12 protein-coding genes are annotated in these 13,289 nt (G+C 69.3%); 11 read left to right on the top strand and 1 reads right to left on the bottom strand.

Annotated features, from left to right (window positions below; all coding sequences use genetic code 11):
• Window positions 1-174: 174 nt before the first annotated feature.
• The 4 genes from J2Z79_RS10610 (at window position 175) to J2Z79_RS10595 (ending at window position 4,055) form a co-directional block, all read left to right on the top strand.
• Window positions 175-1,377, top strand: coding sequence for a 3-oxoadipyl-CoA thiolase (locus tag J2Z79_RS10610; protein WP_209466852.1), 1,203 nt, complete (start codon window positions 175-177; stop codon window positions 1,375-1,377).
• 122 nt (window positions 1,378-1,499) lie between these two features.
• Window positions 1,500-1,949 (top strand): MarR family winged helix-turn-helix transcriptional regulator, encoded by a 450-nt coding sequence (locus tag J2Z79_RS10605; protein WP_209466851.1) that lies wholly within the window; start codon window positions 1,500-1,502, stop codon window positions 1,947-1,949.
• Between the two features lie 266 nt (window positions 1,950-2,215).
• Window positions 2,216-3,049 (top strand): arsenite methyltransferase, encoded by an 834-nt coding sequence (locus J2Z79_RS10600; protein WP_209466850.1) that lies wholly within the window; start codon window positions 2,216-2,218, stop codon window positions 3,047-3,049.
• A gap of 211 nt (window positions 3,050-3,260) precedes the next feature.
• Window positions 3,261-4,055 (top strand): hypothetical protein, encoded by a 795-nt coding sequence (locus J2Z79_RS10595; RefSeq protein ID WP_209466849.1) that lies wholly within the window; start codon window positions 3,261-3,263, stop codon window positions 4,053-4,055.
• 34 nt (window positions 4,056-4,089) lie between these two features.
• Here J2Z79_RS10595 and aroF read toward each other — a convergent pair whose 3' ends face one another.
• A complete protein-coding gene (aroF, locus tag J2Z79_RS10590) occupies window positions 4,090-4,911 on the bottom strand; it encodes a 3-deoxy-7-phosphoheptulonate synthase (protein WP_209466848.1) in 822 nt (273 codons plus the stop codon).
• Window positions 4,912-5,306: 395 nt separating this feature from the next.
• Here aroF and J2Z79_RS10585 point away from each other — a divergent pair, with 395 nt between their 5' ends.
• The 7 genes from J2Z79_RS10585 (at window position 5,307) to J2Z79_RS10555 (ending at window position 13,263) form a co-directional block, all read left to right on the top strand.
• Window positions 5,307-5,936, top strand: a complete 630-nt coding sequence (locus tag J2Z79_RS10585) for a thermonuclease family protein (RefSeq protein ID WP_209466847.1) — start codon at window positions 5,307-5,309, stop codon at window positions 5,934-5,936.
• Between the two features lie 129 nt (window positions 5,937-6,065).
• The gene (locus J2Z79_RS10580; RefSeq protein WP_209466846.1) at window positions 6,066-7,145 is read left to right on the top strand and encodes a tartrate dehydrogenase; all 1,080 of its coding nucleotides are present in this window, start codon (window positions 6,066-6,068) and stop codon (window positions 7,143-7,145) included.
• A gap of 542 nt (window positions 7,146-7,687) precedes the next feature.
• On the top strand, window positions 7,688-8,341 hold the full coding sequence (locus tag J2Z79_RS10575) for a TorD/DmsD family molecular chaperone (RefSeq protein ID WP_209466845.1): 654 nt from the start codon (window positions 7,688-7,690) through the stop codon (window positions 8,339-8,341).
• Window positions 8,342-8,375: 34 nt separating this feature from the next.
• Window positions 8,376-10,751: a DMSO/selenate family reductase complex A subunit gene (locus J2Z79_RS10570; protein WP_209466844.1), complete on the top strand. Its 2,376-nt coding sequence runs from the start codon at window positions 8,376-8,378 to the stop codon at window positions 10,749-10,751.
• Between the two features lie 14 nt (window positions 10,752-10,765).
• Window positions 10,766-11,362, top strand: a complete 597-nt coding sequence (locus J2Z79_RS10565; RefSeq protein ID WP_209466843.1) for a DMSO/selenate family reductase complex B subunit — start codon at window positions 10,766-10,768, stop codon at window positions 11,360-11,362.
• A gap of 2 nt (window positions 11,363-11,364) precedes the next feature.
• A complete protein-coding gene (locus tag J2Z79_RS10560; RefSeq protein ID WP_245302598.1) occupies window positions 11,365-12,213 on the top strand; it encodes a dimethyl sulfoxide reductase anchor subunit family protein in 849 nt (282 codons plus the stop codon).
• A 342-nt stretch (window positions 12,214-12,555) separates the two neighbouring features.
• Window positions 12,556-13,263, top strand: coding sequence for a TetR/AcrR family transcriptional regulator (locus J2Z79_RS10555; protein WP_209466841.1), 708 nt, complete (start codon window positions 12,556-12,558; stop codon window positions 13,261-13,263).
• The last annotated feature ends 26 nt before the right edge of the window (window positions 13,264-13,289 follow it).

Below are 13,289 nucleotides of genomic sequence, written 5' to 3'. Positions count from 1 at the left end.
GAATCGACTCGGAGTGCTTGACGAAACGCCGGATGCGTGACCCGCATGTCCGGTGTTGTGAGAGGCCGTAGGGCGACCCTACGGTCTACTCGATCACCGGAGCAGGACGAGGATCTCCGCCGGATGCCGCTAATAAAGAATAGTCGATAAAGCGTGATTGGCGGAGGTGAGGCGATGAGGAGCGAGGCGCTGATCCTGGACGCCGTGCGCACGCCCATCGGCAGGTATGGCGGCGCACTGGCGTCGGTGCGGCCCGACGACCTGGCGGCGGCGGCGATCCGCGGCCTCCTGGCCCGGCAGCCGGCGGTGGATCCGGCCGAGATCGAGGACGTCTACCTGGGCTGCGCCAACCAGGCGGGCGAGGACAACCGGAACGTGGCCCGCATGGCCGCCCTGATCGCAGGGCTGCCCATCACCGTGGCGGGCGTCACGGTCAACCGGCTGTGCGGATCGGGCCTGGAGGCGGTGAACCAGGCGGCCCGGGCGGTCTGGGCCGGCGAGGGCGAGCTGTTCATCGCCGGCGGCGTCGAGTCGATGACCCGTGCGCCGCTGGTGCTGCCCAAGGCGGAGGCGCCCTTTGCCCGCACCGCGCAGATCTACGACACCACCCTGGGCTGGCGGTTCGTCCACCCGTTCATGCGGGAGCGGGGGTACGACCTCAGCATGGGGGAGACGGCCGAGGTGGTGGCCGCGCGGTTCGGCATCAGCCGGGAGGAGCAGGACCGGTACGCCCTCCGCAGCCAGCAGCGGGCGGGACGGGCCATCGCCGCGGGCCGCTTCGCCGCAGAGCTGGTCCCGGTGGCGGCGCCCGGACCGGGGGGAAAGCCGGTGCAGGTGACGGCCGACGAGCACCCCCGCCCCAACGTGACCCTGGAGCAGCTCGGGCGGCTGCCGCCGGCCTTCAAGCCCGGCGGTACCGTGACTGCCGGCAACTCCTCGGGTATCAACGACGGCGCCGCCGCGCTGCTGATCGCCTCGGAGCGGGCGGCCGCACGCCTGGGCGCCGCACCGCTGGCCCGGGTCGTGGCCGCCGCGGTGGCGGGCGTCGACCCCACCTGCATGGGCATCGGGCCAGTTCCCGCCGTGCGCAAGCTCCTGACCCGCACCGGCCTCACCGTGGCGGACCTGGACCTGGTGGAGCTGAACGAGGCCTTCGCCAGCCAGACGCTGGCCTGCATCCGGGAGCTGGGCCTCGATCCCGAGCGGGTCAATGTCAACGGCGGGGCCATCGCGCTCGGCCACCCGCTGGGCTGCAGCGGCGCCCGCATCCTCACCACCCTGGCCCACGAGCTGCGGCGCAGGGGCGGCCGGTACGGCCTGGCCACGATGTGCATCGGGGTGGGGCAGGGGATCGCCACGCTGATCGAGCGGGTGTAGCCGGTACGGGCGCATCCACCCCCGGGTGGGGGGGCGGCGAGAGTCGTAGTTGAGTTTGACAACTACCCTGTACCTCGATATGATGGCCTTGAAACCGCTATGCGATCAGGGGGTTGGCACGTGTGACCACCCAGACCGCCGCCGGCCTGCTACGGCGGGTGGCCACGCTCCACGAGCATCTGCAGAGACAGGGCGACCTCTGCTGCGGCGGCGCGACGCTCGCCCAGTGCACGATCCTGACCCAGCTTGACCGGACCGGCCCGGTGACGCAGGCCGAGCTTGCGCGCGGGCTTGGCCTGGACAAGGGCTGGATCAGCCGCTCAGTCGACGCGCTCGTCCGCGAGGGGCTGTTGGTGAAGACCCCCAGCGCATCCGACCGGCGCGCCGTCGTCATCGACATGACCGACGCGGGCCGGGCGCTCTGCCGGGAGGTCAACGCCAACCTTGACCTGCTCTCCGAGCGGGTGCTGCAGCGCATCCCGCCGGAGGAGCGGGAGGGCGTGGTGCATGCACTCCGCCTTCTGGAACGGGCGTTGGAAGAGGAGCTTTCGGCGAGCCGGAGCTGCTGCTGAGCGCAGCCGTTGCCTTTAACGTGGGGCACGCGCTGAGGCGCAGGCACTGGCCGGCGCTGGCCGTGCACATGTGACAGACTGTTGATGCCGTACCGGCGGCCGCATCAGCGTGCGGTCGCCGGTTTCATGCGTGTCCACGACCGAAGCCACCCCCCACATCGGGTGGGCAGCATCCCGATAAAGTTGCTATTGACAACAGCATCCCCACACGACTATGATGACTACGACAACGTTGTCATCAACAACCATATGGGAGGTGCCGATCGGTGGATGCTGATTCGATCCGCGCGCTGGTCCGGAAGCGGTACGGTGAGCGGGCCAGACAGGCTGAAGGGGGAGGCGCGGCCCCGGCGGGGACCGACGGGCTTGGTGCCCCTTCGGGTTGCTGCGGCACTGCGGAAGGGTGCTGCGGAGGCTCCGCGTCGATCGTCGAGTTGAGCCACGTCCTGGGCTATTCGGATTCGGACCTGGACGCCGCACCGGAGGGTGCCAACCTCGGCCTCGGCTGCGGGAACCCGCACGTCATCGCGAACCTGAAGCCGGGGGAGACGGTGTTGGACCTGGGCTCGGGTGCGGGATTCGACTGCTTCCTGGCCGCCCGGCAGGTGGGGGAGAACGGCCGGGTGATCGGCGTTGACATGACGCCGGAGATGCTGGAGCGGGCGCGCCGGAACGCGGTGGCCGGTGGCTTCCGCAACGTGGAGTTCCGCCTGGGCGAGATCGAGCACCTGCCGGTTGCCGATCAGAGCGTGGACGTGATCATCTCCAACTGCGTCATCAACCTTTCACCCGAGAAGGAGCAGGTCTTCCGCGAGGCCTTCCGGGTGCTGCGCCCGGGCGGCCGGCTGGCGATCTCCGACGTGGTGACCGCCGCACCGCTGCCGCCGGAGGTCCAGGCCGACGTGGCCCTGTACGCCGGGTGCGTGGCCGGGGCCGCCACCGTGGACGAGGTGAAGGCCATGCTTGCAGCGGCCGGGTTTGAGCAGATCGCCGTCACGCCAAGGGCGAGCGGGCAGCTTCTGGAGCAGTGGGGGCTGGACAGCAGCCTGGCTGGCCAGGTGTTCTCCGCCACCATCGAGGCGGTGAAACCGGCGCGGTAGGGACCCCGGTTGGTGAACCGGGAAAAGGGTCAATTGGTGCCGGTTAGGTAGGCAGACCAGCAGTCGCCAGGCGTCACCGTGGCTTCCCCGCCGGAATGAACGCAGATGGCAGGCATCTCAGCCCTTGCGGGCGAAGGTCTAGAAACCCACACTCACCAGGACACCGGGAGCGTGTCCACGTGAGCGATACTCTACGGAAGGTGGCGTACCCATGTCCGAGTCCGACCGATCCCGCATTCTACAGGCGATCATCGCAGAGACCGAGCCGCATCCGCACATCCTGGGGCTGTGGGAGCAGGGCTCCGCAGCCTTCGGCCGGGCCGACGACCTCAGCGACCTCGACCTGATGCTCCTGGTCGAGGACGGTCACGTGGAGGACAGTCACGCTGCGGTCGAGCGGGCGCTGCAGCGCATCGCCCCGATCGTGCAGCGGCACGTCCTGCCCCAGCCGACGTGGCACGGGCACTGGCAGGCGTTCTACCGCCTCCAGGGCACCAGCCCCTACCTGCTCGTCGACCTCTGCGTGCTGCAGGCCTCCACCACGAACCGGTTCCTGGAACCCGAGATGCACGGCAGGGCGCTCGTCTACTTCGATAAGACCGGATGGGTGCGCCAGGAGCCCACCGACCCTGCTCCGGTGGCCGAGCGGATCCGGGCCCGCCTCGAGGCCGACGCCGCCTTCCTCGACCTGTTCGCCCCCTTCGTGCGCAAGGAGGTGCTGCGCGGGCGGGAGGTGGATGCGCTCGGGTTCTACAACGGACTCGTGATCCCGAGGCTCGTCCACTGCCTGCGCAGCCGCTACGCACCGTGGCGCCACACCTTCGGCCTGCGCTACCTCAGCCAGGACCTGCCGACCGATGTGTACGCCGAGGTGCGCGACCTGCTCTTCGTCGGCAGCGCCGCGGACCTGCCTGACCGGACAGACCGGGCGATGGCCCTCTTCCGCCGGACGCTGGCCGAACTGCAGTCGCTGGACCTGATTCAGCTGCTTGAGGAGACCCGCTAGTTGCCCGCCAGGCCATGGCCGGCAGCCCCTGTGCTCAGGGGCTGTCGGCCGCAGCGCGCGCGGGCGCCAGCCCCAGCTCGACCATGAGCCGCTGGAAGTCCGCGGGCGTCAGCGCCTGGGCGGCGTCGCTCAGCGCCTGCGTCGGGTCCGGGTGGACCTCCAGCATCACCCCGTCCAGCCCGGCCGCCAGCGCCGCCCTGGCCATCGGGGCTACCAGCTCGCGGCGTCCGCAGCCGTGGCTGGGGTCGGCGATGACCGGCAGGTGCGTGAGCTGCTTGGCGGCCACCGCCGAGGCCAGGTCGAGGGTGTAGCGGGTGTGGGTCTCGAAGGTCCGGATGCCCCGTTCGCACAGGATGATGCGGCCGTTGCCGCCCTTGGCCACGTACTCGGCCGCGTACAGCCACTCCTCCAGCGTGGCCCCCGGGCCGCGCTTCAGGAGCACCGGCTTGTCGATCCGGCCCAGCGCCGTCAGCAGGCGGAAGTTCTGCATATTCCGGGCCCCGACCTGGAGCACGTCGGCGTACCGCGCGACCACCTCGATCTCGCTCGGGTCCATCACCTCGGTCACCACCGGAAGCCCGGTCCGCTCCCCTGCCTCGGCCAGCATCCGCAGCCCGGCCTCGCCCAGCCCCTGAAAGGAGTAGGGGGAGGTGCGCGGCTTGAAGGCGCCGCCCCGCAGCAGGCTCGCCCCCGCCCTTCGCACGACCTCGGCCGCTTCCTGTATCTGCTCGGGTGATTCCACGGAACAGGGGCCGGCGATCACCACGGGCCGACCGGCGCCCACCGCCAGCCCCGGCCGGATCTCCACGGGAAGGGTCGTTCCCGCCCCTTCTGTCACCAGGAGTGGTCTGGCCACAGGTAAGTCCCCCTGCTTGCGTCAGATGGTCCGCGCCCTTGCGACAGGACTCCTGTATCTTATGAGGGGCACCGGCAGGGGGTTCGGCGGGTTTACGGTGCGGCCCGCGGCCCGTACACTGAAACGTGGCCCTGCCCGAGCACAGGGAGCGGCCTGACGGCGAAAGGCGGTCCCCCCCGGGAGCGGGGCGGGACTCGTCGACGCAACCCGGTCCTGCCCGGAAGCGTGGCGGCACCTGACGGCGAAGCTTGGTCTCGGCCGGGTGCGTGGCAGCGCCTGACGGCGAGGCTTGGTCTCGACCGGGAGCGGGGCGGGACCTGCCGACGAAACCCGGTCCTGCCCGGGAGTGGGGCGGGGCCAGACGATGCAGCACAGTATGGAGGAACAGGGACGGGATGAAACGAGCCCGGCGAGGGAAGAGCCCCAGGGGATGGCAGTTGCTGGCGGCGGTGCTCCTGGCGGGGGCGGCCGTCGCGCGGTTCACCGGCGGAGATGGGCATGCGCCGGGGCCGATACCCGGCGTGCAGGAGACGACGCCTGGTTCGGCCAGAGACGAGCCGGCGCCGACGCAGGCGCCCGGTGCGGGGGAGACGGCCCCCGTGTCCGGCAGGCTTCCGGCCAAGGTCCTCCGGGTGGTGGACGGCGACACCGTGGACGTGGAGCTGGACGGCCGGAGGGAGCGGGTGCGGCTGATCGGCGTGGACACGCCGGAGGTCCACGGCAGCGTCGAACACTACGGCGAGGAGGCATCGGCCTTTGCGAAGGAGCGGCTGACCGGCGCCGAGGTGAGCCTCGAGCTGGACGCGGAGGAGCGGGATCGCTACGGCAGGCTGCTGGCCTACCTGTGGCTGGGCGACGAGATGTTCAATGAGACCCTGGTGCGGGAGGGCTACGCTCAGGTCATGACGGTCCCGCCCAACGTGAAGTACGCCGACCGCTTCGTTACGCTGGAGCGGGAGGCCCGTGAGGCGGGGCGGGGGCTCTGGGGCGACGGTTCGGGGGCGTTACAACGGCGGGGGCCGTGACCGGCCGCCGGTACCAACGTGCCATTTCGGAGCATTCTGGCGTTAGGCCGTTGCGCGCCGCGCCCGATACACGTTTGAATGGTGGTGGAGCCTCCCATCTCCGGTGTAAGACCTAGGAGGGATCCTCGCATGCAGACGGTATCGGTTGCGGTCATCCCGGGGGACGGTATCGGGATCGAGACGGTGCAGGCGGCACGGCGGCTGCTCGACAGGCTCGCCGAACTCGACGGCGGCATCAAGTTTGCGTACACCGAGTTCCCGTGGGGCTGCGCCTACTACACGCAGCACGGCGAGATGGCCCCCAAGGACTTCCTGAGCACCCTGCGCAGCTTCGAGACCATCATGCTGGGTGCGGTGGGCTACCCGGGCGTGCCCGACCACGTCTCGCTCTGGGGGCTGCTGCTGCCGATCCGGCGGGGGTTCGAGCAGTACGTGAACATGCGCCCGGTGCGCATCCTGCGGGGCGTCACCAGCCCCTTGCGGGGCCGCAACCCCGGGGACGTGAACTTCGTCGTCATCCGGGAGAACACCGAGGGCGAGTACTCCAGCATGGGCGGGCGGCTGCACACGGGCTTCCCGCATGAGGTGGTCGTCCAGAACACCGTGTTCACCCGGCTGGGCACGGAGCGGGTCATCCGCTACGCCTACCGGCTGGCGGCGAAGGCCCCCCGCAAGCGGCTCTGCGGCGCGACCAAGTCCAACGGCATCAACTGGGCGATGCCCTTCTGGGACGAGGTCTTCAACCAGATCGGCGAGACGGAGTTCCCCGAGGTGGAGCGCTGGCTCACCCACATCGACGCCCTGGCGGCCAACTTCGTGCTCAAGCCCGACGTGTACGACGTGGTGGTGGCCTCCAACCTGTTCGGCGACATCCTCACCGACCTGGGCGGCGCGGTGATGGGCTCCATCGGCATGGCGCCCTCGGCCAACATCAACCCCGAGCGGAAGTACCCGTCGATGTTCGAGCCGGTCCACGGCTCCGCGCCGGACATCGCCGGCAAGGGAATCGCCAACCCGGTCGGCCAGATCTGGTCGTCCAGCATGATGCTGGACCACCTGGGCCGCCAGGACCTGGGCGAGGCCGTGATGACCGCGGTGGAGGACGTGCTGGAGGAGGGCCGCGTGCGGACACCCGACCTGGGCGGCCGCAGCACCACCAACGAGATGGTCGACGCCATCATCGCCCGGCTGGAGGCGCGGTTCCGGTAGGCGAAACTGGATAATAAGAGAGGATCTGAGCAACGGGTTCGCGCATCCGGGCGCGGACCCGTTGCGCTGTGCTTGCGCGCTCAGCGCCCCGGGCCGTCGGCTGGTTGCTGTCCATCCCCGGCGCGCGCCCTCGTTCCCAAGGCACCCCGATCCTGATCGGGCGTAGCCGATTGCACCATGGCGAAACCACCCGATCGGGTGATGTCCGGCGGCGGCAGGTCCGGCCGCGCTGCTTGACAGGCCCGGCCGGTGGCGCGCGGCAGAGCGGGCTGGGCCGAAAGGACTAGACCTGCTTCAGCTGCCGGAATGCCAGCCTTGCAGCCCCGTTGCCGCCCCGGGTGCGACAAGGTTCGTGCTATACGGACCGTCGAGGGATATCAGTTCCAGACCTTACGATATCCAAAGTATCCAGCAGTCCCGATTCGCCCCCGGAGGTCTGTCCCGATGTGCGTACCGTGCTTTCCGCCCCGCTTGCATAATGAAAGGCAACCCATGTTATTGCCGTCACAATGCTGGCGGCGCGCTGTAGAGGAGGGAAGGTGATGTCGGGCAGAACCGACCTGCTGCTGTACTGCAAGGTTCGGGCCGAGGTTTACGCGCTGTTGGCCGGGCTCTACCTCGATCCACCAGATGACGCACGGCTGGCTGTGATGCGTCACCCGGACTTCGTGGCCGAGTGGCCGCTGGGAAGGGGGCAGGCCGACGTGGAGCGCGGACTGGCGTTCCTGGCGGGTTCCCTGCCCGAGATCAGCGCCGCGGCCGTCCGGGAGGAGTTCTGGCGCCTTTTCGGCACGCTGGGGCCGGCGGCGGCGCCGCCGTGGCAGTCGGTCTACCTGGACCGGGAGCGGACGCTCATGGGTGAGGAGACCCTCCGGGTCAGGGCGCTGTACGCCAGATTCGGCCTTGCGGCCGAGCGGGCGGTGGGCGTGACGGACGATCACATCGGGGTGCAGCTCCAGTTCCTCAGCGAGCTCTCCCGGCGCACGGCGGACCGGCTCGAGGCCGGGGACGACGCCGGTGCAGAGGCGCTGCTGGCGGGCCAGCGGGAGTGCCTGGAGGAGCATCTTCTCCGGTGGGTCCACCAGTTCGCGGAGAAGGTGGAGGCGGCCGGGCAGACGGGGTTCTACGCCGGGCTGGCCCGGCTGACCCTGGGGCTCCTGCGGGCCGACATGGCACTGTCGGAGCAGTCCATCTAGGATCCACTACGCCATGTGAAAGAGAGGGGTCAATGTGAAGCTGCCTGAAGTCTCCCGCCGGAGTTTCCTGAAGTGGTCGGCGGTGGTTGGCGCCGGGGCGGCCATCGGCGGTGCGTCGATGGCGAAGGGCGGGCTCAAGGTGCTGGAAGGCACCGCCGAGGCCGCGGGGACGCCCGTGCCCGACAAGGTCGTGTGGCAGCAGTGTACCGTCAACTGCGGCGGCTACTCCTGCGCGCTGAAGCTGCACGTGAAGGACGACGTGATCATCCGGGTGGACACCGACCAGGAGGACCGGCCCGGCTTCCCCGCGATGCGCGCCTGCCAGCGCGGCCGCGCCACCCGGCAGTTCGTCTACAGCCCTGACCGGCTGAAGCAGCCCATGAAGCGGGTGGGCAAGCGGGGCGAGGGCAAGTTCGAGCCCATCACCTGGGACGAGGCCTACACGCTGATCGCGGAGAACCTGGACCGGATCATCAAGACCTACGGCAACCACGCCGTCTACAACCACTACGCCTCGGGCACGGACGGCACGACCCGCACGTCGATTCCGCGCCTCCTGAACATGCTGGGCGGCTACCTGAACTACTACGGCACGTACTCCTCAGCCTGCTACAGCTGGGCTGCGCCGTATACTTACGGCGGCACCCCCTACAACTCCAGCGACGACCTCGTCAACTCCCGCCTGATCGTGCTCTTCGCCAACAACGCCGGCGAGACCCAGCCGGGCGGCGGCAACGAGTTTTACTGGCAGATGCAGGCCAAGAAGGCCGGGGCGAAGATCATCGTGGTCGACCCGCGCCTCTCCGACACGGCCAAGGCCATCGCCGACGAGTGGATCCCCATCCGCCCGACGACGGACAACGCCCTCATGGACGCCCTGGCCTACGTCATGATCACCGAGAACCTGCACGACCAGGCCTTCCTGGACAAGTACTGCATCGGCTTCGACGACGAGCACCTGCCGCCCAGCGCCCCGCCCAAGTCCAGCTACAAGAGCTACGTGCTGGGCGAGGCCGACGGCGTGCCCAAGACCCCCGAGTGGGCCGAGGCCATCACCGGCGTCCCGCGCGAGACCATCGTGCGGCTGGCGCGGGAGATCGCCCTCACCAAGCCCTGCGCCCTGATCCAGAACCTGGGCTGGCAGCGGCACGCCTACGGCGAGCAGCCCGTGCGCGGCCTGCCGGTGCTGGCGGCCATGACCGGCAACATCGGCGTCAAGGGCGGCGGTACCGGCCTGCGCGACGGCCGGAAGAACGCCCCGAGCCCCAGCATCCCCGCCGGCACCAACCCGGTGAAGGCGTCGATCCCCGTCTTCATGTGGACCGAGGCGATCGTGCGCGGGACCGAGCTCACGGCCAAGGACGGCCTGCGCGGCGTCGACCGGCTGGAGTCCAATATCAAGTTCATCTGGAACTACGGCGGCAACACGCTGATCAACCAGCACTCCGACACCCGCGACACCCACCGCATCCTGCAGGATGAGTCGCTCTGCGAGTTCATCGTGGTCCACGACGTGATGATGACCCCGTCGGCCCGCTACGCCGACGTGCTGCTGCCCGACGCCACCAGCTACGAGCGGCTCCACCTGGGCCGGGGCTCCACCAACGTCATGGGCGACCGCTACTACCTGGGCGTGCCGGCCATTACGCCGCTGTTTGACGTGAAGACCAACTACGAGGTCTGCGCCGGCGTGGCCGAGAAGCTGGGTATCGGCGACAAGTTCACCGAGGGCAAGACCTGGGAGGACTGGTGCCGCGAGGCCATCGCCGCCGTCGTTGCCAAGAACCCCGGCTTCCCGACCTGGGAGCAGCTGCTGAAGGATCCCATCGTCCGCGGCACGGAGGTGGAGCCGATCATCGGCCTGGCCAGCTTCGTCGCCGACCCCGAGAAGAACCCGCTGAGCACGCCCTCCGGCAAGATCGAGATCTACTCCGAGCAGCTGGCCGAGCTGGCCGCGCAGCGGGGCAACGCCGACGAGCTCCCGCCGATTCCGAAGTACATTCCGTCGTGGGAGGGCCCCCAGGACCCGCTGCGGGAGAAGTACCCGATCCAGCTGGTGGGCCACCACGTGAAGCGGCGCGTCCACTCCACCCACGACAACAACCCCTGGCTGGAGGAAGTCGAGCCGCAGATGATCACCCTCAACGAGCTCGACGCCGCCGAGCGGGGCATCAAGGACGGCGACATGGTGCGGGTCTGGAACGACCGGGGCGAGATCCACGTCCGCTGCCGGGTCTCCAAGGCGATCATGCCCGGCGTGGCCGACCTGCCCCAGGGCGCCTGGTACACGCCCAACGGCAGCGGGGTCGACGTGCGCGGCTGCATCAACACGGTCACCAAATACCACCCGACCCCGGGCGCCAAGGGCAACCCGCAGCACACCAACCTGGTCCAGGTGGCCAAGCTCTGAGGAGGTGAGCCGAAATGCAATACGGGTTTTTCATCGACGCGAAGTACTGTGTGGGCTGCAAGACCTGCCAGATCGCCTGCAAGGACCGGTCTGACCTTGCCGTTGGCCAGCTGTTCCGGAAGGTGAACAACTACGAGGACGGCGGCTGGGTGAAGCGGGGCGAGGCCTGGATCAGCAACGTGACCTCCTACTGGCTCTCGATCAGCTGCAACCACTGCGCCAATCCGGCCTGTGTGAAGGCCTGCCCCACCGGGGCGATGTACAAGCGCACCGAGGACGGCCTGGTGCTGCACAACGCGGCCGACTGCGTCGGCTGCCAGAGCTGCGTCTGGGCGTGCCCTTACGATGCCCCCCAGTACAACCCCGAGGTCGGCAAGGTGCACAAGTGCGACGGCTGCATCGACAGGGTCCAGGCCGGCCTGCGTCCGGTTTGCGTGGACGCCTGCCCGTACCAGCTCATCGACTTCGGCGACATCGCCGAGCTCAGGGCGAAGCATGAGGGGACGGCCCACGTCAAGGGGCTGGCCGACCCGAACCGCACCACGCCTTCGCTGCTCGTCAACCCGCCGACCGGGGCCATTAGCTCGCCGATTGGAGGGAATCGCAAGTGAACATGCACGACTGGTCGCTGATTCTCTATACGCTCTGCCTGCAGTCGGCGGTGGGCATCTACGTGGTGAGCCGCATCGTGCTCTGGAATGAGGAGTCGACGGGGGCGCGGATGCGCTTCCTCCACCTGGCGCTGGCCCTGGGCGTCGCCGGCGTGATCGCCTCGGTCACGCACCTGGGCTACCCGGCCAACGCCCTGAAGACGATGTCGAACCTCGGCACCTCCTGGCTGAGCCGCGAGATCCTGCTGACCGCCCTGTTCGGCGCGGCGGGCATCGGCAGCGTGCTGCTGGAGCGGGGCGCCGTGGGCAGCGTGCAGACCCGCAACGGCTGGGCGGCGCTGACGAGCCTGCTGGGTCTGGGACTGATCTACGTGATGTCGATGATCTACCGCTCGTCGGCCTTCCCGGCCTGGGAGCACGTGAGCACGACGCTGGTCTTCTTTGCCACTGCGGGCCTCGTCGGCACGGCCGCGGTCTTCGCCGGGCAGTGCGTCCGCAAGGGCGAGGAGGAGCCCCGTGGTCTCGGCGGCCTCGTGATCGGCGCTGCGGCGATGCTGGGGCTGCAGGTGGCCGCGCTCGCCCTGCACGGCGCCTACCTGGGCACCGCCGGCCCCGAGGCGCAGGCGACTGCGGCGCTGATGACCGGCCAGTGGTCGGCGCTCTACTGGGGCCAGATCCTCTGCCTGGTGCTGGGCGCAGGCATCTGCATGCCGCTGGCCTGGCAGCGGGTGATGCAGAAGAAGGCTGCGTCGCTGCCCCAGTTCGCCGGTGCCCTGGTCGCCCTGGTGGCCCTGGGCGAACTGGCCGGCCGGGTGGTCTTCTACGCCACCCGTGTGAAGATCGGGCTGTAGCCGGCCGCCCGCGGCCGGATCGGATTGGGGCTTCCATCACAGACATGCAGCAGGCCCGCTCCCTTCCTGTGGGAGCGGGCCTGCTCAGGCTGCAGGCATGACCCTGGCGGCCGGTCGACGGGCTCTGCGGTCTGAGCGACCAAAGCACACCCGCCACCTATTCGCCATGCAACGGGCCCGGGCTGCTACCATGGGCGCACCGACCGGGTCCGTTCGGTGCGGGCAGAAACGGCGCCACCGTGCGCCTTGTCCAGCGATACCGACAGAGATATGGTGATCTTGAGCATATGACCAGATTAGCTTATTTGGTCAAAATCATGCAGGGCGGAGGCCTCGGGCGAGATGGCGGACCGGACGGCAAAACAGCTCCGGCGGGCGGAGCGGGCCCATCGGATCCTCGATGCAGCGGCAGAGCTGGTGCGGCGGTACGGGTACGACAAGACCACCCTCGACGACCTGGCGCGGCAGGCGGGGGTGGCGAAGGGGACCCTGTACCTTCACTGGAAGACGCGGGACGAGCTGTTCAGCGCCCTGCTGCGGCGGGAGCAGTACAGGCTGGCCCGCGCCTTCCTCAGCAGCGTGCGCGCATCGTCCGAGCGGCCCACCCTGCGCCGCCTGTTCCGGCAGGCCGCCCTGGGGCTCTCCCGCCACCCGCTGATGCGGGCGGCCTTCACCCGTGACGTGGAGGTGGTGGGGAAGCTGGTGCGGGAACAGGGCCGGCACCCCGAGCGGAAGGAGCTCTTCGAGGTCCTCCTGGAGTACCTCAGCCAGCGGAACATGGCCCGGTCCGACCTCTCGCCGCACGCGCAGGCCTTCCTTGTGCGCTCCGTTTTCCTCGGGTTCTTGATGATGGCCTCGTGGACGCCGGCGCAGGTGGCGCTGCCGGACGAGGCGATGGCCGACCTCATGGCTGACACCGTGGTCGCCGCGCTGGACCTCGGCGGCCGGGCGACGGCCGCGGAGGCCGACGCGGTCACGGAGGAGTTCCTCGCACACCTGGAGGAGCTCGTGGCCCGGGAGGAGGCCGAGTTCGAGGCTGAGCTGCTGTAGTGGTTCCTTGCGGAGAGCAACCATTT

The sequence above is a fragment of the Symbiobacterium terraclitae genome (genome assembly GCF_017874315.1).
GTDB classification, from domain to species: domain Bacteria; phylum Bacillota; class Sulfobacillia; order Symbiobacteriales; family Symbiobacteriaceae; genus Symbiobacterium; species Symbiobacterium terraclitae.
This window is presented reverse-complemented; position numbering and strand designations above follow the sequence as displayed.

Excerpts from the sequence above, each read along its gene's own strand:
- J2Z79_RS10610 (WP_209466852.1), top strand. The coding sequence starts at position 175 with ATGAGGAGCGAGGCGCTGATCCTGGACGCCGTGCGCACGCCCATCGGC.
- J2Z79_RS10595 (WP_209466849.1), top strand. The coding sequence starts at position 3,261 with ATGTCCGAGTCCGACCGATCCCGCATTCTACAGGCGATCATCGCAGAG.
- J2Z79_RS10585 (WP_209466847.1), top strand. The coding sequence starts at position 5,307 with ATGAAACGAGCCCGGCGAGGGAAGAGCCCCAGGGGATGGCAGTTGCTG.
- J2Z79_RS10580 (WP_209466846.1), top strand. The coding sequence starts at position 6,066 with ATGCAGACGGTATCGGTTGCGGTCATCCCGGGGGACGGTATCGGGATC.
- J2Z79_RS10575 (WP_209466845.1), top strand. The coding sequence starts at position 7,688 with ATGTCGGGCAGAACCGACCTGCTGCTGTACTGCAAGGTTCGGGCCGAG.
- J2Z79_RS10565 (WP_209466843.1), top strand. The coding sequence starts at position 10,766 with ATGCAATACGGGTTTTTCATCGACGCGAAGTACTGTGTGGGCTGCAAG.
- J2Z79_RS10560 (WP_245302598.1), top strand. The coding sequence starts at position 11,365 with ATGCACGACTGGTCGCTGATTCTCTATACGCTCTGCCTGCAGTCGGCG.
- J2Z79_RS10555 (WP_209466841.1), top strand. The coding sequence starts at position 12,556 with ATGGCGGACCGGACGGCAAAACAGCTCCGGCGGGCGGAGCGGGCCCAT.